The sequence below is a fragment of the Stenotrophomonas muris genome (genome assembly GCF_052751275.1).
This window is the reverse complement of sequence record NZ_CP199879.1, coordinates 2,563,287-2,584,333: the sequence shown is the minus strand read 5'-3', so window position 1 is coordinate 2,584,333 and position 21,047 is coordinate 2,563,287. Positions and strand designations below refer to the sequence as shown.

The 21,047-nt window shown below is 64.9% G+C and carries 12 protein-coding genes; 8 read left to right on the top strand and 4 right to left on the bottom strand.

Annotation, left to right across the window (positions count from 1 at the left end):
* Nucleotides 1–194: 194 nt before the first annotated feature.
* A complete protein-coding gene (locus tag ACUVWL_RS11965) occupies nt 195–2,249 on the bottom strand; it encodes a glycoside hydrolase family 97 protein (protein WP_445978377.1) in 2,055 nt (684 codons plus the stop codon).
* Between the two features lie 237 nt (nt 2,250–2,486).
* Here ACUVWL_RS11965 and ACUVWL_RS11960 point away from each other — a divergent pair, with 237 nt between their 5' ends.
* From ACUVWL_RS11960 to ACUVWL_RS11940, 5 genes are all read left to right on the top strand, one after another.
* A complete protein-coding gene (locus tag ACUVWL_RS11960) occupies nt 2,487–4,679 on the top strand; it encodes a Six-hairpin glycosidase-like protein (protein WP_445978376.1) in 2,193 nt (730 codons plus the stop codon).
* Nucleotides 4,676–6,163 carry an MFS transporter gene (locus tag ACUVWL_RS11955; protein ID WP_032957795.1) on the top strand — a complete coding sequence of 496 codons (1,488 nt, stop codon included), beginning with the start codon at nt 4,676–4,678 and terminating at the stop codon, nt 6,161–6,163. Before ACUVWL_RS11960 ends, ACUVWL_RS11955 begins: the two co-directional genes overlap by 4 nt.
* Complete coding sequence (locus ACUVWL_RS11950) at nt 6,163–7,878, top strand: alpha-amylase family glycosyl hydrolase (protein WP_169411635.1); 1,716 nt, start codon at nt 6,163–6,165, stop codon at nt 7,876–7,878. The genes ACUVWL_RS11955 and ACUVWL_RS11950 overlap by 1 nt, the downstream gene beginning before the upstream one ends.
* Nucleotides 7,879–8,000: 122 nt before the next feature.
* On the top strand, nt 8,001–8,387 hold the full coding sequence (locus ACUVWL_RS11945) for an SseB family protein (RefSeq protein WP_445978375.1): 387 nt from the start codon (nt 8,001–8,003) through the stop codon (nt 8,385–8,387).
* Between the two features lie 142 nt (nt 8,388–8,529).
* Nucleotides 8,530–8,847, top strand: coding sequence for a hypothetical protein (locus ACUVWL_RS11940; protein ID WP_049404961.1), 318 nt, complete (start codon nt 8,530–8,532; stop codon nt 8,845–8,847).
* A 115-nt stretch (nt 8,848–8,962) separates the two neighbouring features.
* Here the strand turns inward: ACUVWL_RS11940 and ACUVWL_RS11935 are convergent, their stop codons facing one another.
* The 3 genes from ACUVWL_RS11935 to ACUVWL_RS11925 all read right to left on the bottom strand — a co-directional run bounded on the left by ACUVWL_RS11935 (nt 8,963) and on the right by ACUVWL_RS11925 (nt 14,624).
* Nucleotides 8,963–12,547, bottom strand: a complete 3,585-nt coding sequence (locus tag ACUVWL_RS11935; RefSeq protein WP_445978374.1) for an ABC transporter permease/M1 family aminopeptidase — start codon at nt 12,545–12,547, stop codon at nt 8,963–8,965.
* 12 nt (nt 12,548–12,559) lie between these two features.
* Nucleotides 12,560–13,462, bottom strand: a complete 903-nt coding sequence (locus ACUVWL_RS11930; RefSeq protein WP_046429400.1) for an ABC transporter ATP-binding protein — start codon at nt 13,460–13,462, stop codon at nt 12,560–12,562.
* A gap of 130 nt (nt 13,463–13,592) precedes the next feature.
* Nucleotides 13,593–14,624: a substrate-binding domain-containing protein gene (locus ACUVWL_RS11925; protein WP_049441119.1), complete on the bottom strand. Its 1,032-nt coding sequence runs from the start codon at nt 14,622–14,624 to the stop codon at nt 13,593–13,595.
* Between the two features lie 291 nt (nt 14,625–14,915).
* Between ACUVWL_RS11925 and ACUVWL_RS11920 the strand changes: the two genes are divergently transcribed.
* The 3 genes from ACUVWL_RS11920 (at nt 14,916) to ACUVWL_RS11910 (ending at nt 20,905) form a co-directional block, all read left to right on the top strand.
* Nucleotides 14,916–15,479: a single-stranded DNA-binding protein gene (locus tag ACUVWL_RS11920; RefSeq protein ID WP_126411816.1), complete on the top strand. Its 564-nt coding sequence runs from the start codon at nt 14,916–14,918 to the stop codon at nt 15,477–15,479.
* 490 nt (nt 15,480–15,969) lie between these two features.
* The gene (locus ACUVWL_RS11915) at nt 15,970–20,523 is read left to right on the top strand and encodes an RHS repeat-associated core domain-containing protein (RefSeq protein ID WP_445978373.1); all 4,554 of its coding nucleotides are present in this window, start codon (nt 15,970–15,972) and stop codon (nt 20,521–20,523) included.
* Entirely contained in the window at nt 20,513–20,905 is a 393-nt protein-coding gene (locus ACUVWL_RS11910; RefSeq protein WP_152906969.1) for a hypothetical protein, read from the top strand. Before ACUVWL_RS11915 ends, ACUVWL_RS11910 begins: the two co-directional genes overlap by 11 nt.
* Nucleotides 20,906–21,047: the final 142 nt, after the last annotated feature.

The window sequence follows — 21,047 nt, the reverse complement described above, 5'->3', positions numbered from 1 at the left end:
GTCGCCGCTATGGTAGGCAGCGCGTTCTTCGCGGGAATCACCCTGCATACGTATTCAATGGCGTCTGCAGGGTTGTAATCGCTTTCAGGTGCCTTGTTCGGTAGAGCCGAGCCCATGCTCGGCTGCGTTTCGGTGCTACGCACCGCCGCCCGAGCATGGGCTCGGGCGCTACGGGAGCGCAGGTAGGAAAACGTTCAGTGGATGGGCGTGAAGCGAATGGCCTGCCCACCGCCCGGTGCCAGCACCAGCGTCAGTGCATCGGCACTGGTCACCTCGCGGGTTTCGCGTGCGAACGCGAACGGGTTGCTGCGGAAATCAGCGCCTTCACCATCGCGGTAGATCTCGGCGCGATAGCGCACGCCTGGCTCCAGGAAGCCCAGCGGTACCGGCAGCACGCGGCCGTGTTCGTCGGTGATGCTGCCGAGGAACCAGTCGCGGCTGTTGCGGTCGCGGCGCACGATCGTCACGTAGTCACCCACTTCGCCATCGAGCACGCGGCTCTGCTCCCAGTCCACCGCCACGTCCTCGATGAAACGGAACGCCTCGCGATGCTGCAGGTAGTGTTCGGGCAGGTCCGCGGCCATCTGGATCGGGCTGTACAGCACCACGTACAGGGCAAGCTGGCGGGCCAGCGTGCTGGGAATGGCCTGGCCGTGGCGGCCCTTCAGGCTGAGGATGCCGGGGGTGTAATCCATTGGCCCGGCCAGCATGCGGGTGAACACCAGGTTGACCTCATGCTCCGGCGGGTTCGGCGGCTGGCCCCAGGCGTTGTATTCCATGCCGCGCGCGCCTTCGCGTGAGATCCAGTTGGGATAGGTGCGGCGCAGGCCGGTATCCTTTATCGGCTCATGCGGGTTGACCGACAGGTGCCGGCGCGCGGCTTCCTGCACCACCTTCAGGTGGTGGCGGGCCATGAACTGCCCGTCGTGCCACTCGCGCCACAGTGGGCCCCCGGCCGGATTGCGGCGGTCGACCTGGCCGTCGTCGCAGACGTAGCCGGTCTTGAACTGGTCCACGCCCAGCCGTGCATACAGGTCCAGCGCGGCACCCAGCTGGTCCTCGTAGTGCTCGATGGCGCAGCCGGTTTCATGATGGCCGATCAGGTGCACGCCCTTCTTCAGGCCATACGCCGTCAGCGCTTCAATGTCGAAATCAGGCGTGGCGCGGGTGAAATCGAAGTCGTAGCCATTGCCCACCCACATGCCATCCCAGCCCGGGTTCCAGCCTTCCACCAGCACGCCGCGGAAGCCGTGCGCGGCCGCGAAGTCGATCACCTTCCTGGTCTTGGCGGTGGTGGCCGCGTGCTTCGGTCCGGTTGCCCAGCTCTCGTTGTCCAGGTGCATCGACCACCACACGCCCAGGTACTTGGCCGGCTTCACCCAGCTCACATCGCCCAGCGCGTTGGGTTCATTGAGGTTGAGGATCAGGTCCGATTCGACCAGGCCACCGGCACGATCGGCGATCTGCAGCGTGCGCCACGGCGTGGCGAAGGGCAGGGTGCGGCGTACCTTCCAGCCTTCGGCCGAGGGCGACAGCTGCGCGCGCAGGCGCTGCCCCTCGGTGCGCCGCAGCCACATGCCGGCATAGTCCACCAGCGCGGCCTCGTGGATCGCCAGATGCAGGCCATCGCGGCTGCGCAGGGTCATCGGCGTATGCACCAGCGGCACTTCGCGCAGCGGCGTGCGCTGATACAGGTATTCGTAGTGGATCGGTTCGCCGGCGGGAATCCACCAGGCGGTTGATTCGGGCGCGATGGCGAACTCGGTCAGTTCGTCATCGATGATGGCTTCGCGCAGGTTCGGTTGTTCAGGGAACACATAGCGGAAGCCAAGGCCATCATCGTAGACGCGGAACACCACATCCAGCCGCCGCTTGCTGCCGGTGGTTTCAGCCAACTGCACGGTCAGCTCGTTGAAGTGGTTGCGGGTGAGCCGGCGCTCGCCCCACGGCTGCTCCCAGGTGTCATCGACGCTGCGCCGCTGCTGGCCAAGCAGGGCGAAATCGCGGTCCAGGCGGCCGTCGCGCAGGGCGAAGCCGAGCTTCGAATCCTCCACCACGGTGTCGCCCAGGCGCTCGACACGGTAGCGGGCGGTGCCGCTATCCAGCAGCAGACTGACCTTCAATACCTTGCCCGGCGATTCGACGCTGGCCACCTGTGGCGCGGCCTGTACCAGCGTGGCCCACCCGATCAGGGCCAGGCCGAGCATGTGCGCGAACACCGCGCGTACAGCAGTGGATGACATCGGCAATTCCCCTCCCAAGGCGCCGTTGGCAGACCCGGACCATAAGCCAGCGCGGCGGGCGCGCCACCGCGCGATGCCATGAATACGTATGCAACTGGACGCAGCCGACAGCCCCGCGTCTACCATGGGGCCCAGGCACCTTGAGGGAGGGGCCGCGCCCGCCCGCCGGCAACGACGGTGCGGACCTACAACGCGTGCAGAGAGGGAGGGAGGCCGACGGGCGCAAGCCGGTCCGCCGCTTCGATGCTGAAGATCATTTGCCTGACCGCTGCCCTGGGGGCAGCGCTGGGATCGACCGCGCAGGCGGCCGACCTGCAATTCGACGGTCGCCATGCGCGCGCCGAAGCCGCTGCCAAGGGCAGCTTCGTGCTGCATGCGCCGAAGGGCGCAGTGCAGATCGCAGCCGCACCGATGCGCAGCCAGACCGGCAGCGTGATGTTCGATGCCCTGTTCGCGCTGGCCCAGCAGGAGATGTCCCAGGACCGCGTGGACGCGATCCGCGATCCGGCGTTCGACGAGGGTCGGCCGGTCCCGTGCGAGTGCTTCCAGACCGGTGCACGCTGGCCCTATGTGTGGACCCGTGATGTCAGCTTCGCCGCCGACCTGGCGCTGGCGCGGCTGGACCCGCAGCGCACCCGGCAGTCGCTGCAGTTCAAGCTGTCGGCAGCCCGTGACGGGCGTACGCCCGGCCTGTTCGTGGCGCAGGACACCGGTTCCGGCGGCAGCTGGCCGATCAGCAGTGATCGCGTGGTGTGGTTCCTGGCGGCACGCCACCTGCTGGAGGACCGAGCGTTTGCCGATCAGGTCTGGCAGGCGCTGCAGGGCACGCTGGCGCAGGACCGCGCGATGGTGTTCGACGCGCAGATGGGTCTGTACCGCGGCGAGACCTCCTTCCTGGACTGGCGCGAGCAGACCTATCCAGACTGGACCCGCGAGGACGTGCGTTTCATCGGTGATTCCTACGCACTGTCCACCAACGTGCTGCACTACCAGGCACTGCGCCTGGCCGAACGCCTGGCCGGGCAGCACGGCGATGCCCGCGCGACCGACTACAGGGCCTGGGCCGATGCGTTGGCGCAGCAGATCAATGCGCGCTTCTGGCGCGAGGATATCGGCCAGTACATGAGCTACATCGGCGAGGCCGCGCACCCGGTGCCGTACGCCAAGGTCGATCTGCTTGGCCTGTCGCTGGGCATCCTGGCCGAAGTGCTGCCACCCGAGCGGGCGCGCCGTGCATTGGCCACCTATCCGATGGGGCCGGCCGGCAGCCCGGTGGTGTGGCCGCAGGAGGCGCAGCAGCCGATCTACCACAACCGCGCGATCTGGCCGTTCGTCAGTGCCTATTCGCTGCGCGCGGCGCGCCAGCTGGACGATGCACCGCGCATCGCCGCCGAGATCCGCTCGCTGATGCAGGGCGCCGCGCTGGCCGGTTCCAACATGGAGAACTACGAGCTGGTCAGCCAGGCGGTGCATGTTGACGAGGGCGTGCTGAGCGGCCCGGTGGTCAACTCCGAACGCCAGCTGTGGTCGGTGGCCGGCTATCTGTCGATGGTGGTCGAGGGCGTGTTCGGCGTGCAGGACGATGGCCGCGTGCAGCCCAAGCTGCCGGCCGTGCTGGTGCCCGAACTGTTCGGCAATCAGCGCCGCATCTCCCTGGAGGCCGATGGCAGGCGTTATGTGCTGGAGCGACCGAAGCAGGTGGGTGATGGCCTGCTGGTGGCGGGCAAGGTGAAGACCCGTGGCGCCACCACCACCGTGCAGCTGGTGCCCGCCGCAGCCGCGCCACGCAGCGCGGCGACGACGGCCGACGCAGATGCGCGCGCACCGGCCACGCCGGCCGCACCGCAGGTGCAACGCAAGGGCAGGGGCTGGAATGTCGTGGTCGCTGCCGGCCAGGTGCTGTGGCAGGACGGCCGGGCGCTCGCCGCCAGCAATGGCCTGGCACGCATCGGTGACGATGGCCTGCAGCATTGCCTCAGCCTGACCCGGCGCGACGGTGCAATTGAATCGCTGCACAGCCCGATGGTCTGCGTCGGTCCGCAGCAGCGACTGAAGGGTACGCAGCGCTGGCAGTTCACCTCCGCCAGGGCCGGGCAGGTGCGCCTGCGCCTGCAGTACCGCAATCCGAACGGGCCGATCAACACCGGCGTCACCGCTGCGGTGAAGCAGCTGGTGCTGCAGTGCCCGGGCCAGCCGTTGCAGCGGCACACCGTCACCCTGCCGCACAGCGTGGCCGTGCAGGACTCGACCTCGGCGACATTCACGGTGCCCAAGGGCCGATGCACGGTCACGCTTGAAGAAGGCTTCAACATGAGCGCGCTGCAGCACTTCGCGCACTACACCGGGGGCAAGGGCGGACGCGATGGCGTGCTCAACCAGGCCCAGGTGCAGGCGCTGATGGTGGCGCCGGTGGCCGCGGCAGAGGGCGCACGATGAATCGTACCGCCAAGCCGCAGCTGTCGTTCTGGCAGATCTGGAACATGTGTTTCGGCTTCCTGGGCATCCAGTTCGGCTTCGCCCTGCAGAACGCCAATGCCAGCCGCATCTTCGAGACGCTGGGCGCGGACATCGACGCGGTGCCCGGGCTGTGGATCGCCGCGCCGCTGACCGGCCTGCTGGTGCAGCCGGTGATCGGTTACCTGTCCGACCGCACCTGGACGCGCTGGGGGCGCCGCCGTCCTTATTTCATGATCGGAGCGGTGCTGACCACGCTGGCGCTGCTGGTGATGCCGAACTCGCCGACGTTGTGGATCGCCGCCGGCACGCTGTGGGTACTCGATGCCTCGATCAACGTGTCGATGGAGCCGTTCCGCGCCTTCGTCGGCGACCAGCTGGCGCCGCGCCAGCGTCCGGCCGGTTATGCCATGCAGAGCTTCTTCATCGGCGTGGGCGCCATCGTCGCCAGCTTCCTGCCGTTCATCCTGGCCCACTTCGGGGTCGCCAATACGGCCGCCGCAGGTGAGGTGCCTGATACCGTGCGCTATGCGTTCTACTTCGGCGCGGTGGTGCTGTTGGCGGCAATCACCTGGACGGTGGTCAGCACCCGCGAATACTCACCGGCGGAGCTGGCCGGTTTCGATGACGCCGAACCTCCGGCACATCACGCAGCGGCGCCGATCAGCGGCCCGGCGCCCTGGGTGCAGGTGGCCGGATGGCTGGGGCTGGGCGTACTGCTGGCGCTGCTGATCACCTGGCGGCAGGGCGACCGGATGCTGTACGTGCTGGCCGGCCTGTGTGCCGGCTATGGCCTGCTGCTGGCGCTCGCGCGTACGCTGCCGGCCACGCACATGCTGGCCGCCATCGTCGGCGACCTGCGCGCGATGCCGGTCACCATGCGTCGCCTGGCGTGGGTACAGTTCTTCTCGTGGTTCGCGCTGTTTGCGATGTGGATCTACACCACCGCCGCGGTGGCTGGCGCCCACTTCGGTTCGACTGAACCAGAGTCGGCGGCCTACAACGAGGGCGCCAACTGGGTGGGCGTGCTGTTTGGCGCCTACAACGGGTTCGCCGCGTTGGCGGCGGTGCTGATTCCACTCATGGTGCGTGCGATCGGCCTGCGCTGGAGCCACCTGGTCAACCTGTGGCTGGGCGGTGCCGGCCTGGTCTCGCTGATGTTCATCCGCGACCCGCACTGGCTGCTGCTGTCGATGGTCGGCGTCGGTTTCGCCTGGGCGTCCATCCTCTCGCTGCCGTATGCACTGCTGTCCGACAGCGTGCCGGCATCGAAGATGGGCGTGTACATGGGCATCTTCAATTTCTTCATCGTGATCCCGCAGCTGGTGGCGGCCAGTGCACTCGGCTTCGCCCTGCGCACGTTGCTGGGCGGCCAGCCGATGCATGTGCTGGTGCTGGGCGGCTGCAGCCTGTTCATTGCCGGCCTGTGCGTGTTGTGGGTTCCGTCCCGTCCGGAGGTGGTGTGATGCGTGCTGCGTTGTCTGTTGCTGTTTCCTTGATGCTGCTGGCCGGCCATGCGGCGGCCGCGCCGCGCCCGGACTATGTGGGCACCACCGAACCGTTCGCCAGCGATGCGGTGTACTTCGTGGTCACCGACCGCTTCGTCAACGGTGATCCGTCCAACGATCACCGTGACCAGGGCGGCGTGCACCGCACCTTCGATATTCCGGTGCCCTGCCCGGACAAGGTGGACGGCAACATCGGCTATCTCGGCGGCGACTTCCGCGGCGTGCTCGACAATGCGCAGTACATCCGCAACCTCGGCTTCGGCGCGGTGTGGATCACGCCCATCGTCGACAACCCGGACGAGGCCTTTACCGGCAGCAAGCCGATCAGCTGCACCAGCACGCTGACCGACCGCGGCAAGACCGGCTACCACGGGTACTGGGGCATCAACTTCTACAAGCTCGATGAGCACCTGCCCAGCAAAGACCTGGATTTCGCCGGGTTGACCAAGGGCCTGCACGGTGCCGGCTTGAAGGTGGTGCTGGACATCGTAGGCAACCACGGTTCGCCGGCCTGGACCATGCCGACACGGCAGCCGCAGTTCGGGCAGATCTTCGACAAGGACGGAAAACTGATCGCCGACCACCAGAACCTGCCGCCGCAGGAACTGGATCCGAAGCACAACCCGCTGCACGCGTTCTACAACAGCATTGGACCGGTCGACAGCAAGGACGGCTCGATCTTCGATGGCAACCTTGCCGAGCTGTCCGACTTCAACCAGGACAATCCGGCGGTGATGGACTACCTGGTCGGTGCTTACCTGCAATGGGCCGCTCAGGGCGTGGATGCGCTGCGCATCGACACCATCGGCTGGTTGCCGCACCCGTGGTGGCATGCCTTCGTCAAGCGTATCCGCGCCGAGCACCCGGGCATGTTCATGTTCGGCGAAGCGTTCGATTACGATGCCGCGCGCATTGCAGAGCACACCTGGCCGGCCAACGCCAACGTCAGCGTGCTCGACTTCCCGTTGCGCGGTGCGCTGGAGCAGGCGTTCGGCACCGCCGGCAAGGGCTTTGAAACCCTGGCCGAGCCGCTGCACCTGAGGGGGGGGCCGTATGCCAACCCGTACGAGCTGATGAGCTTCTACGACAACCACGACATGCCGCGCCTGCAGGCCAGTGACAACGGCTTCATCGATGCGCACAACTGGCTGTTCACCGCGCGCGGCATTCCGGTGGTCTATTACGGCTCGGAGACGGGCTTCATGCGTGGCCGTGCCGAGCATGCCGGCAATCGCGCTTACTTCGGCCAGCCGCGTGTGGATGCTGCGCCGAAGAGTCCGATCTTCGCGCCGCTGCAGCGTATCGCCCGGCTGCGCGCAGCCACTCCGGCGCTGCAGCGCGGCCTGCAGGTGAACGAGCGCCTGCAGGGTGATGAGGCGGTGTTCTTCCGCGTGCTGCAGCATGGCGAGGTGGCGCAGACCGCGCTGGTGCTGCTGAACAAGGGCGACAGTGCGAAGACCTTCACCGTGGCGCGGTACGTCCAGGCGGGCCGCTGGCGTGATGCGCTGGACGGCGGTTCGTTGCAGGTGGATGCTTCCCTGAAGGCCGAAGTGCCGGCGCACGGGGTGAAGGTGTACGTGCTCGATGCCGCCGTGCAGCAGCCGGCGCTGCAGGCCGAGCTGGACAAGGCGATGGCCGACCAGCGGGCGCGGGACGTGCGTCTGGGGCGGTAGTGCCGGCCGCTGGCCGGCAACCCATGAATCCATGGCACCTTCAGGTGCCGGCCAGCGGCCGGCACTACCGGGGTGACCATATCCGGCACAATAGGCCCCCCCTCACGCCCCGCCGTATCGCCATGACCGACCTCGCCCCGCAGACCCCGATCGAAACCCTGCTGAAGGCGGCGATGGACGGGTCGGTGCCGATCCGCGCCTTCATGGAGGCCTTCGTCGCCTCCGAGGTGGTACTGCTGACCGGCAACCTGGTGACCCCCGATGGCAGCGGCTTCGACCCGCTGCTGTTCGACAAGCAGGGCACCCTGCACGTGGCCGTGTTCACCGATCCGTCGCGGGTGGGCATCTACAGCCAGCAGGCCGAACACCAGATCCGCTGGCGGATGCTGGACGTGCTGCGCCGCGTGCCGGGTGGCTACGGCGTGGTGATCAACCCGGGCACTTCGCTGGGCTTCGAGATCTCGCCCAGCGGCGTCGGCGAGATCCTGAAGGACTTCGCCCAGGGTTGATTGTCATGTAGAGCCAAGCCCATGCTCGGCTGCCGTTCGCGCAATGCCGGATCAGTCGAGCACGGCTCGATACTACAGAGAGCTTCCCTTCGGGCACCGTACGTGATCCCCTTTGGACTACATCGGGATCGAGGCACTCTCCATGGAATTCAGCGAATCACCCGCCGACGCACCGGCACGATCACGCCATTCCCGCTCCGCACTGGTCTTCCTGATCGCGGCCATCGTCGCCGCACTGGTGTCCATGCCTGTTCTGCGTGCGGTGGGCATGGTGCTGTGGCCGGTGTTCGCCATTGCCTGGCTGATCAACCTGGGGGCGGCCTGGCATCTGGGCCAGTGGGCGCGCCAGCAGGGCCGTCCGGCGTGGGCATTCGGGTTGCCGGCGGTGCTTGGCACCGTCGCCTCGATCGTGGTCTTCGTGCTGCTGGCGTTGCTGGGGCCGAAGGCCCCGGTGCGCTGAACCTTCGCGGTTGTCGTGGACGGTGTGCGGGGCAGGGCTCGGCACTACAGCAAGGCCAAGCCAAGCCCGCACGCGTCGCGCGGAGCACCGGCACATCGGCCGGCGCCCCGTTGCTTCACATCGTCACCTTGCGCCGGTTGTCATCGCTCACCCGGTCGATCAGCTTGTTGTAGGGATCGAAGCCTGCTTCGTTCGGCTTTTCATCCACCGTCACCGTGATCTTCGGCGCGGCGCTGGTGATGTGGTGGCGCTGCAGGTACAGCACCTTCTGGTCGCGTTCCTTGCCCGACGGCCCGGTGGCGAACACGCCGATCTCGACCCAGTCATCCATCTTCGCGTCGCTCTCCCTGCCCTTGCCATCGGCGTACTGCTTGGCGGCATGCAGGTCCAGGGTCACGTCGTAGCGGCCGTCAGCACGTTTGCGGGCGCTGGCGGCCATCACCCGGTTGTCGTAGAAGCTGATCTTCTCGAACAGGTCGGTGACCAGCTGCTGGCGGTCGGCCGGGGTCTCGGCGCGGATGTAGCCCAGCAGCTCGCGTGAGGTGGTGTACGGCGGCTGCTGGTAGCCCTTGTCCTGCAGGAAGCGCTTCAACGCACGGTTCAGCGCCTGTTCGCCGATTTCCTCGCGCAGGCGGTAGAACACCAGCGAACCCTTCTGGTAGTGGATGTACTGCTGGTTTTCCACGCGTTCCAGCGGCTGTTCCTCGATGGCTTCGCCACCGCGGCCGGACAGGTAGCCATCCAGTTCGCGCTTGAGGAACTGGCGCATGTGCTGGCGGCCGTATTCCTGCTCCATCACCATCAAGGCCGAGTACTGCGACAGCGATTCGGACAGCACGGTCGCACCCTGCACGTTGGCGCCGATCACCTGGTGCGCCCACCACTGGTGCGCGATCTCGTGCGCGGTCACGTAGAACACGTAGTCCACCTTGTCCGGGTCGCGCAGGTCGGCGATGAAACCGATGGCCTCGGAATAGGGGATGGTGTTGGCGAACGACTGCGCGAAGCGGGCATAGCCCGGGAATTCGATGATGCGTACCTGGCGGTGCTGGTACGGGGTGAAGTTCGCCTCGTAATAGGCCAGCGACTTCTGCACCGCCTCGATCATCCGGTCCACGTTGTAGCCGTGCGCCGGATCGAAGTAGACCTCGATCGGGATGTCCTTGTACTTCGCCTTGCGCACCTCCCAGCGTGCCGATAGATAGGCATAGAAGTTCAGCATCGGCCGGTCCATGGCGTAGCTGAAGCAGCGCCGGCCGTTGACCGTGGTCTCGCGCTGCAGGTAGCCCGGGGCCAGCGCCACCTGGTCCGGTGCGGTGCAGACCGTGGTGCGGAAGTCGAGCCAGTCGGCATCATTGGCAATGTACGTGTTGGCACGCGCGGCGTCGTCCTCCAGCCTGGGCATGCGCCGCGGCTCACCCAGGCCGCGCTTGCGCCGCTCGTTGCGGTCGCTGATCTCGGCGCCCTCGTTGTAGCCGAACGAGGGCAGCACGCGGCTGTTGAAGAAGGTGCCGTTGTCCACGATGTTGCTCGGCGCCAGCCCGGCGGTGATGCCGTTGGGTTTCTGCACCACCCGGAAATGCACGCTGCGGGTTTCGCCCGGCTGCAGCGGCTTCTGCAGGCGGTAGATGCGGTAGCCGAGATCGGCATCGTGCAACGACAGCGTCTGCCCACCCAGGTCGACGTCGACCAGCTGCTTGTCATCGCCCATCGAGACATGCACGTCCTGGATCGGCGTGGCATGGGTATTGCGCACCGTCCAGTTCGCATCGATCACCATCGACTGCGATTCCGGGAACAGGTCCACGCGGTTGTCCACCGCCACGATGCGCGGCTGCGGCAGGGTGCGGTACTTCGACAGCTCGCGCTCGTAGCGGGCCTGCAGGTCCAGCTGCTGGTCGGGCGAGATGAACTCGTTGCGGATATTGGTGCTCCAGTACAGCCAGCTGCCCACGCCGGCGAAGGCCAATGCCGCAAGTCCGGCGAAGACGCCGGTCGGGCCGCGCAGGCGGCGGCCGGCCAGGGCCAGGCGCTGGCGCAGGCCCTGGCTGACACCGCGCACCCAGAGCGCCGATGCCAGGCACATCAGGGTCAGCAGGAACAGCGCCCAGTAGCCCTGGAACGCCAGCTGCCCCGGCAGGAAGTGGCCGTAGCCGTTCATGTCCGAATAGGGAGCGTTGGGCCAGCCACCGAAGGTGTACAGGTTCTGCGTGTAGTCCAGCATGCCGAGCACGCCCTGGCCGATCATCACCACGATCAGCAGCGCGTAACCGACGAACTTGTTGTTGGTGAGCACCTGCAGCACCAGTGCCAGGCCCCCCATCAGGATGTAGATCACCGAGTCCAGCGCCAGGCTGCGCAGGTACAGCAGCGGCTCCAGGTGGGTGTAGCCCTTGACCAGCTGCACGCCCATCGCCGCCAGTGCACCGGCGGCCTGGAAGCAGATGATCACTGCCAGCAGTGCGGTGAACTTGGCCAGCAGCGGTACCCAGTTCGGCACCGGCATGGCATCGGTCACTTCGTTGATGCGCGCGCTGCGTTCCTTCCACACCAGCTCACCGGCGAAGAACAGCACGATGATCACCAGCAGCCAGCTGAAGGCCCCCTGCAGGCCCATGATCATCTGCGAGGTGACCGGCCAGATCGAGGTGCCGTACAGGGTCTGCCGGAACAGCGCGTTGGGCAGGAAATTGGCCAGGCCCAGCACCAGCAGCACGATGAACGGCACGCTGCGCAGGACGCCGCGCGTGTCGAAGCGCACCTGGCGCAGGAACTGTTGCCACGCGGTGGTCGCGCTGAATGCCGGTACCACGCGCGGCAACGGGGTGCGGTTGGGCCGGAGGGCGGCGGCGTCGGCAACCGGCTGCGCCTGCCGGCGGCCCCAGCGACGACGGCCGCTGCCGCTGCGCTCGGTGCGGAACAGGGCGAACGTGGCGGCGAACAGCAGCGCCGTCACACCCAGCCACAGGGCACGGTTGGCCAGCAGGTAGCCCGCCAGGCCGGGAACGCCGCTGTTGTGCTCGGCGGTGGACCAGTAGCGGATGGTGCGCGACAGGGCGCGCATGCCCAAAGGCTCGCTGAGCACCGCCAGCCAGGTGTTGTCGATGTCGCGCAGCACCGCCGCGCTGGCGCCGAACAGCACCAGGTAGGCCACCAGCCCGATGTAGACCCACAGGATCGAACGCGTGACCGCTGCCAGCAATGACAGCAGCGCGGTGGTGAACAACAGGTTGGGAATGACGATGACCGCAAAACTCCAGGCATAGCCCTGCCAGCTGATCGGCCCCATGCGCTCGGCGTCCACCCAGGGCATGAACGGTGCCAGCCAGAGCCCGAAAGCGACCAGCAGGCAGAACAGCAGGCCGGTAGCCAAGGCGGCGGCGATGCGGCCGGCCAGGTAATCGCGGCGTTTCACCGGGCTGGCGAAGATCAGCTCGGCGGTGCCCAGTTCGAAGTCACGCAGCAGCGCATTGCTGACGAACAGGGCGGTGACCAGCATGCCGAGCAGGGTGAAGATGCCCAGCATCTGCGCGATCACGGTGGGCGCGTTGCTGTGCACGTTGCCGCTGCCACCACCGATCTGTACGGCGTCGCTGGACGCAGCGGCGAAGGCGAGCAGGGCGAACAGCCCGGCCAGCAGCCACAGCAGCGGGGAACGCAGCTGCTCGCGCAGCTCGAAACGGAAGAAATCGAGGATCATGGCGTGCTCCGCTCAGGCTGCTGCGCGAGCACGGGCCTGCAGGCGCAGGCGCTGGAAGTACACGTCTTCGAGGTCGGGAGCCACGGCCGCAAAGCCGTCGCCGGGGTCGTTGGCGCTGTGCACATGGATCACCGGGCGGCCACCGACCAGACGGGTCGACAGCACCACGTAGCGCGCTTCATGGTCGGCCAGCTCCGAAGGATCGACCTGCTTGCGCCAGACCTGGTGCTGCAGGGCGTTGATCGCTTCGCTGGGGCGGCCGGTCAGCAGCACCTGGCCCTTGTTCATGATCGCCATCGTCGGGCACAGGTCGGTCACGTCCTCGACGATGTGGGTGGACAGGATCACCGCCACGTTCTCGCCGATCGCCGCCAGCAGGTTGAGGAAGCGGTTGCGTTCCTCCGGGTCGAGGCCGGCGGTGGGCTCGTCGACGATCACCAGCCGCGGGTCGCCCAGCAGCGCCTGGGCAATGCCGAAGCGCTGGCGCATGCCGCCGGAGTAGGTGCCCAGCTTGCGCTTGCGGGCATCCCACAGGTTCACCTGCTGCAGCAGCCCATCGACCACCTCGCGGCGCTGCGCGCGTTGGGTCAGGCCCTTGAGCACTGCGAAATGCTCCAGCAGGTCCAGCGCGCTGACTTTCGGGTACACGCCGAAATCCTGCGGCAGGTAGCCCAGCCGACGGCGCACGGCGTCCTTGTCGCGCAGCACGTCGATCGGCGCCTCGCCCGGAATGCTGAGCGTCACCGTGCCGCTGTCGGCCTCCTGCAGGGTGGACAGCGTGCGCATCAGCGAGGACTTGCCGGCGCCGTTCGGGCCGAGCAGGCCGAACATGCCCCGCGGGATGTCCAGGGTGACGTTGTTGAGGGCATGCACGCCGTTGGCGTACGTCTTGGACAGCGAATCGATCTTCAGCATGCGACGTACACCTTTCCATGGGCAATGTCTGCGCGTTATCCGCGCTACCGCCTCCGTGCGCATCCGCCGTTGGTCATGGGGGGAGAATCCCGCCGTCGTGCGTTGGCCAGCGCGCCGGCCCAGCGGCGCCTTACCCGCGCAGGGATGATTCGCGCACCACCAGCTTCACCGGGATGCTCTGGCTGTCCACCGGCTGCCGGCCGATCAGCGCCAGCAGGCGTTCCACCAGCAGCTGGCCGGCCTGCTTGGTGTCCTGCTGCACCGTGGTCAGCGCGGGGGATACCGAAGCGGCCAGCGGGATGTCGTCGAAGCCGGTCACCGCCACGTCCTGCGGCACCCGCAGCCCGGCCTCGCGCAGGGCGCGCATCGCACCGATGGCGATCAGGTCGCTGGCCGCGCAGATCGCATCGATCGGCTCGCCGCGCGCCAACAGGGCCTGGCAGGCTTCCTGGCCGGAGGCTTCAGTGGTGATCGCATCGTGCTGCAGCGCCGGTTCGGGGGCCAGGCCGTGGTCCTGCAGAGCCGCGACGTGGCCGCGGTAGCGCTCCTGGAATTCGGGGTAGTGGCTGGAGGCATGGCCGAGGAAGGCGATGCGGCGGCAGCCCTGCTGCAGCAGGTGGGTGGTGATGTCATGCCCGCCCTGGAAGTTGTCGCTGCCGATCGAGACACCGGGCTGGCCGGGCAGGGCGGCGCCCCAGCGCACGAAGTGCGTGCCCTGTTCGACCAGCCGCTGCAGGCGGTCGCGCGATTCGTGATAGTCGCCGTAGCCGAGCAGGATGATGCCGTCGGCCTTGTTGCTGTCCTCGTAATCGGCCTGCCAGTCGGTGGACAGCTGCTGGAACGAGACCAGCAGGTCCTGCCCGTGCAGGGCGCAGGCGCGGGTGATCGAGCCCAGCATCGAGTGGAAGAACGGGTTGATCAGCGAGTCGTCGTTGGTCGGGTCCTCGAAGAACAGCAGGGCCAGCGTGCCGGCGTTGCGCAGGCGCAGGCTGGAGGCGTTCTTGTCGACCTTGTAGTTCAGCTCGCGGGCAATGCGCAGGATGCGCTCACGGGTCTCGGCGTTGACCATCGGGCTGCCACGCAGGGCCCGCGACACGGTCGGCTGGGAGACCCCGGCCAGGTGGGCGATGTCCAGGGAGGTGGCTTTGCCTTTGATCGTCATGTGTGGGCGGAGCGGGCAGGTGGGAGGTGCCCGGGCATGATGCCATGCGCAGACGCGAATGCCCCTCTTAACGTCGGCCTGGGCACAGGTAAGTCATTGCCGGACAAGGAAATCAGCGTGATCCTTCGTTGCGGTCGGGGTCTCCTGACCGGGCGGAAGGCGGCGGCAATGGTAAGATGCGTCGTTCTCGCATTCCCCCAAATTTCACCAGGGGCGGCTCAGCGTACTGCACCCCGCCCGGGGCTGTGCTATCACTGGCGGTCTGCCCCTGGACAACGGACGAAGGTACCTATGGCGCGCGGCATCAACAAAGTCATCCTGGTCGGCAATCTCGGCAACGACCCGGACGTGAAGTACACCCAGGGCGGCATGGCGATCACCCGCATCAGCCTGGCCACCACCAGCGTCCGCAAGGACAAGGATGGCAACCAGCAGGAGCGCACCGAATGGCACCGCGTGGTGTTCTTCGGCAAGCTCGGCGAGATCGCCGGCGAGTACCTGCGCAAGGGCAGCTCGGTCTACGTCGAAGGCAGCCTGCGCTACGACAAGTACACCGGCCAGGACGGCGTGGAGAAGTACTCCACCGACATCATCGCCGATGAAATGCAGATGCTGGGCGGCCGCGGTGAAGGCGGCGGTGGCGGTGGTGGTGGCAACTACGGCGGCGATCGTCCGCAGCGCCAGCAGGCGCCGCGCCAGGAGTACGGTGGCGGCGGTGGTGGCCAGCGTGGTGGCCAGGGCGGCGGCTATAGCAACCAGGGCGGGGGTTACGGCAACCAGGGTGGCAACCAGCGCCCGCAGCCGCAGCAGGCGCCGCCGATGGACGACTTCGCTGACGACGATATTCCGTTCTGATTCCTACTTGACGGTTTTAGTGTTGATAGAGGCCCTCATCGTTGTGGATGGGGGCCTTTTTTTCGTTAGGCAGAATCCAGCCGTGATCTAACCTTCTACTTGCGGCAGGGTGTTGATGGATGACTGGCGACACACCATAGCGAATCAGAATGGAGAGCGGCACGGGAAAGCCGTCTGCTCGAGCCCATCGCTGGTGCATGGCTTCGTCGGGTCTTGATACGGCGTGCGAAGGACAGGCATAAGCCCAACGAGCTGGCGCGTGGCTGTCGCACACCCTGTGGACACGGTTACCGCGGGCCTATGCTCAATTGCGGTGTGCTTCTCCAAAGCTTGTCTTGTCGCACAAAATCTGTCATTAGCTTGCTCTAGGATTTGCCCATCCCCAGCAAGGTTGGGGGGACAAGATGTTCGTTCCGCGCATTAAGGACTGATGTCGGATGGAATCCTTTGGCCGGACTTGCCAGTTGTCTTTCACATGGAGTGTGTACCAATGGCATTTGCAATGCCCCTGCGCAGCCACAAGGCTGCCGCAATTCTCTCCTTCTGCCTAGCATTAGGCGGTACATCGACTGCAAGTGCAGCCACCTACTACGGCCCTCCCTATAAGGTCCAGTCGTTCCGCGGGGTTGGCTCGTTTGAGAGCGTCGGCGCTGCGGTCAACTTCCTGGTCGGGAAGATCCAAGCCCCTTGCCAACAGGACCCTAAGTGCACCAAGCCGCCCGTTGTTACCGTGCGATACGGCAACGATGGCTGGGCGGCGACGATCTACGTCAACGGGAGTGCAAGTGACAATGTTTTTGCTTCCGAGATATTGATTGGACAGCCTCAGAAGAATTTCGGAGGGTGTCAGAAACGCTGTTCAGCCGGGCTTGGCTCTGCAACCGATGGAACCGGGGCTCGTGGTGCTGCTGACAGTGCTTCAAAGGCCAATGCCCGTGACCCAGGGAGCCCGTTTGAGGGCGATCCGATCAATACGTCTACCGGCAACTTTTACCGGCAGGAAACCGACTTCGAATCTCCGTCAGGCCTGATGTTCCGGCGGTTCTACAACAGTTCTCCCCGTGCTCCGGGTTCTTCCTTGGGGCCTCAGTGGCGCCACCTGTTTGATCGGCGACTTGAGGTGCTAGCTTCCAATACTGGAGCGGCCGGAGAATACACGTTCATCCGTGCTATTCGGCCGGATGGCAGTTCAGAGCGGTTCACTCGAACCTCAAGCGGCTGGACTGTCGACGCCGATGTCGCAGACGTGCTCGTTGATCGAGAGGCGGGCACCGGCTATGCATTGCAGTTGGCGGCGAACCGCCAAACCGAAATCTACGATGCGACAGGCTTGCTGAAGGAAGTCTACGACGCTGCTGGCAAGAAGCTTCTGTCCTTGCAGTATTCGGACGCAACCACGCCGGCGGACGTGGCGCCAGTCGCTGGACTCCTGTTGACCGTTGGCGACGCCAGCGGGCGCACGTTGAGCTTTAAGTATGATGCCTCATCGCGATTGACCACGATGATGTTGCCAGACGGTGCATCGCAAACATTTGGCTACAACCCCGCAGGACAGCTTGCCTCGGTGACCTATCCGGACGCCACAAGCAAGGGCTACATCTACAACGAAACAGCCAACAGCCCCACTGTCGCAGGCACGTCCTTCCTCACAGGGATTGTGGATGAGAAAGGCGTCCGTTACGAGACCATCAAATTCGACTACACCCATCGCGCTTATCACGCGGAGTTCGCCGGCGGCGTTGATACCACAACCCTGGACTATGCCGCTTCCACGTGGAAGGGAACGCTGCCAGTAACTGTCAAGGGGCCACTCGGAGCAACTTCCAAGTTGGGCTTCGTGGATACAGGAAAGGGGCGTCTGATGCCCGCGGGCGGTTCGGCCGCCTGCGGTGACCAATGCAACCAACCCTACAAGGCCATGACCTATGACGTGAACGGCTACCCGGCGTCGGTCACGGACTTCAAGGGAATCACTACAAGGACCACTTACACGGCAGACGGGTTGCTGGCCGAACAGGTTGACGCCGCCGACACCCCCCAGCAGCGCACCACGACGACCACGTGGGATAGCGCACTGCGTTCGCCCCTTAGTCGGGTGGTAAAGAACTCTGCGGGCGTGGCCGTTTCCAGCAGCTCATGGAAGTACAACGCGTTGGGCCTGGAGGTCGCGCGGTGCGAGGTGGATCCTGCCAATTCGGCTGCGGTCGGGTATGTGTGCGGAACTGCAACCAATGCACCCGCTGGGGTTCGTCAATGGACCACCGCCTACTGCTCGGCGGTGGATGCCACCCACTGCCCGCAAGTCGGTCTTGTCCTTGCCGAAGACGGGCCGCGGTCCGATGTTCAGGACGTTACCGGGTACAGCTACTACCTGACCGCGGATGAGTCGGGTTGCGGCGTTCTCGGGGGCTCCTGCCACCGCGCTGGTGACCTTCAGACCGAGACCAATGCCTTGGGTCAAGTGACGACACGGCTGGCCTACGACCGAAATGGACGTGTCAGCCGCCTTCGAGACGCGACCGGCACGATCCATGATTTTGGCTATTCCACTCGAGGCAAGCTCACCTCGATAACCGAGCGGAGCAGCGTGGACGGAACTGCGTCTACCAACGATCGAGTGACCTCCCTTTCCTATGATGCGACAGGCAATGTCGCATCGGTTGTTGACCCCGACGGAGTATCCCTCAGCTACACCTACGATGATGCGCACCGTCTCGTCCAGATCAATGACGGGGCCGGCAACCACATTCGCTACACCCTCGATGTGGCAGGCAATCGCACCAAAGAGGAGGTGTTCGACGCAGGTGGTGGACTGAAGCGTTCGCTCTCTCGCGTTTACAACAAGTTGGGGCAACTGGTGTCCCAGAAGACGGCAGCGGGGAATTCAACCGACTTTACTTATGACCTGGCGAACAACGTCCAGCTCATCACCGATGCCCTGAAGCGCAAGACACAGTTTGACTACGATCCCTATGGAAGGCCCAGCAGGGTGCTTCAGGATGTTGCCGGGTTGGCGGTCGAGACGCGATACGAGTATGACGTCGAAGGCCGGACCACCAAGGTTGTCGATCCCAAAGGCCTGGCGACCATTTACGGCTATTCAGGGCTGGGTGACTTGTTGAGCCGCCAGAGTCCTGACACGGGCGCAACCACTGCCAGTTACAACAGTGCAGGGCAGCCGGCGAAGCAGGTTGACGCCAATGGCACGGCTAGCAGCTACATATACGATGCCCTGGGGCGCGTGGTGCGCAAGGTTTATGGGGACCAAGCGATTGTTGCGTCATACGTGTATGACCAAGTCGAGGACATCTGCTCAGCTGGTGAGTCGTTTGCAAGCGGGCGCCTCTCATCCATGCAGGATGACGGCGCTAAAACCCAGTATTGCTACGATCGCGCCGGAAATGTGACGCGCAAGGTGCAGACGTCATCGGGGCAGAGCGTAGGCGTCAGCTATGCCTATACCAATGCTGGCCGACTTCGTTCTGTCACCTATCCTGACGGAACGGTAGCGGACTACAAGCGAGATGCAGCCGGCATGGTCACCGAGATCGGCGTGACTCGACCGGGCGCTGCTCGTGTCGTGTTACTTTCCAGTGCAAAGCGCCATCCCTTCGGCCCCTCTGCGGGCTGGGCCTACGGCAACGGGCGTACACTGACGCGAGACGTTGACCAGGATTACCGTCCGTCGGCGTTGATCGGCAGTGGCTCGGGAGCACTGAATGCAGCCTTCTCGTTCAGTGCTGTGGGCGAGTTGACCGGCCTCACCGCCGGCGGGACTGGGGCAGCGTCTGTATCGCTGACCTACGACGCCTTGAGCCGATTGACTGCTTTCAAGGATGCGGCCACTGGCTCGATCATCGACAGCTACTCCTACGACGCCACGGGCAATCGCATGTCTGCGAAGGTCAATGGAGCTGATCAAGCCTACGTCTATCCGTCAGACAGTCACCGCCTGCAAAGCGTCGGGGGCGTGTCGCGTGCCTACGATGCGGCTGGCAACACGCTTTCGATCCAAGGCGTGGAGCGCGAGTTTGCTTACAACGCAATGGGGCGCTTGAGTGCGGTAAAGCGAAACGGCACAGTTGCTGCGGAATACCATTACAACGATCTTGGCCAGCAGATAGCCCGTAAGGCCGGAGGTGCCTCAGCACTGAGTCTTTACGATGAGCGCGGGCAATGGCTGGGGGAATACGACCAGGCGGGTATTGCGCGTCAGCAGGTGATCTGGTTGGACAACCTGCCAGTCGGATTGCTGAAGGGTAGCGCGCTCTACTACGTTCAGCCGGATCATCTGGGCACCCCTCGCGTTGTCGTTGACCCAGCCCGTGACGTCGCAGTTTGGAGTTGGGATCTGAAGGGGGAAGCGTTCGGTGCGACGGCACCAAACGACGATCCGGACCAGGACGGCACGCTTTTTGAGTTCGCGATGCGCTTCCCTGGGCAGCGATACGACGCTGAAAGCGGCCTTCACTACAACGTTCAGCGTGACTACGATCCCGCCAGTGGCCGCTTCGTGACGTCAGACCCGCTCGGATTGCAGGGGGGAATCAGCACCTACGGCTACGTGAAGGGCAACCCGCTCGCATCAGTTGACCCCGATGGGATGCAGGCAGTTCCTTTACTGCCCCCGCCCCCCGTGGTCACGGGCGCCCCGGGTGCCGCTGGGGCGTACAATGGGGGCGACCTCAGCAATCCGAACGGCAATTGGGATTTTGGTCCAAAGTTCAACAGCGATAGCCTTAGGAATGCTCTTAAGGCGGGTGAGATGCTGGGGGTTGGTCCGAACGGTATTCTGAATCCGAATAGCCCAGCGTCGCAGATGGCTGTTGCATTGATCAGATCTGCGTGTGCCGACGGAGATGACGATGACTTCATTGCTGATTGCCAAAGCCATATTCAGGGCTGTAAGACTACCTGCACGCGCGCTAAGGGTGATTTCGATCAGCCGGGCGTCTGGGGTGGGAACTTGGCGCGCTGCATGCTTGGGTGCGTTCCCTATCGGTGTCAGAAGTTAATGAAGCAGAGCGATCTTGATGGATATTAATGAAATTACCAAGATGCTTGAGGCGGGTGACGACAATGGCGCGCGTTACCACCTTTTGAATCTTGTAAGGCGCGAACCTGCTTGTGACGCCGCGTGGTTGTTTCTTGTTGGGATTGGGTTTCGGAGCGATGATACTGAGTTGTCCCTGTGGGCACTTCGTGGGCTTGAGAAGCTTCGTCCTCACGATGTGTTGGTCGCGTCTGGATTGGTGGATTGCTTGCTTCGGTTGGAGCGATACGAGGAAGTTAAGGAGGTCATTCATGCCTTCTCTAAGGTTGCTCGTCCTGGAATGCCCGCTCACGACACGGTCCTTGAAGAGCACCGCAAGGCACTCCAGTTCATCAACAATAGCGTTGAGGCTGCAGGTGACGAAGACGAATAGCTGAAGCGTTCGCTAATCGCGAAGCCTTGGATTGACCGATTACTTTCGCTCGACGTCACGAGCTCTAAGCTTTGGTTAGGTTGCTCTCCGAGCCGTGCCTGGCTGGCAGCGTTGTCTTCGATGAGTTTCTCAAGTTTTTGCG

Coding starts and splice junctions, on each gene's coding strand:
- ACUVWL_RS11960 (WP_445978376.1), top strand. CDS start 2,487: ATGCTGAAGATCATTTGCCTGACCGCTGCCCTGGGGGCAGCGCTGGGA.
- ACUVWL_RS11955 (WP_032957795.1), top strand. CDS start 4,676: ATGAATCGTACCGCCAAGCCGCAGCTGTCGTTCTGGCAGATCTGGAAC.
- ACUVWL_RS11950 (WP_169411635.1), top strand. CDS start 6,163: ATGCGTGCTGCGTTGTCTGTTGCTGTTTCCTTGATGCTGCTGGCCGGC.
- ACUVWL_RS11945 (WP_445978375.1), top strand. CDS start 8,001: ATGACCGACCTCGCCCCGCAGACCCCGATCGAAACCCTGCTGAAGGCG.
- ACUVWL_RS11940 (WP_049404961.1), top strand. CDS start 8,530: ATGGAATTCAGCGAATCACCCGCCGACGCACCGGCACGATCACGCCAT.
- ACUVWL_RS11935 (WP_445978374.1), bottom strand. CDS start 12,547: ATGATCCTCGATTTCTTCCGTTTCGAGCTGCGCGAGCAGCTGCGTTCC.
- ACUVWL_RS11930 (WP_046429400.1), bottom strand. CDS start 13,462: ATGCTGAAGATCGATTCGCTGTCCAAGACGTACGCCAACGGCGTGCAT.
- ACUVWL_RS11925 (WP_049441119.1), bottom strand. CDS start 14,624: ATGACGATCAAAGGCAAAGCCACCTCCCTGGACATCGCCCACCTGGCC.
- ACUVWL_RS11920 (WP_126411816.1), top strand. CDS start 14,916: ATGGCGCGCGGCATCAACAAAGTCATCCTGGTCGGCAATCTCGGCAAC.
- ACUVWL_RS11915 (WP_445978373.1), top strand. CDS start 15,970: ATGGCATTTGCAATGCCCCTGCGCAGCCACAAGGCTGCCGCAATTCTC.
- ACUVWL_RS11910 (WP_152906969.1), top strand. CDS start 20,513: ATGGATATTAATGAAATTACCAAGATGCTTGAGGCGGGTGACGACAAT.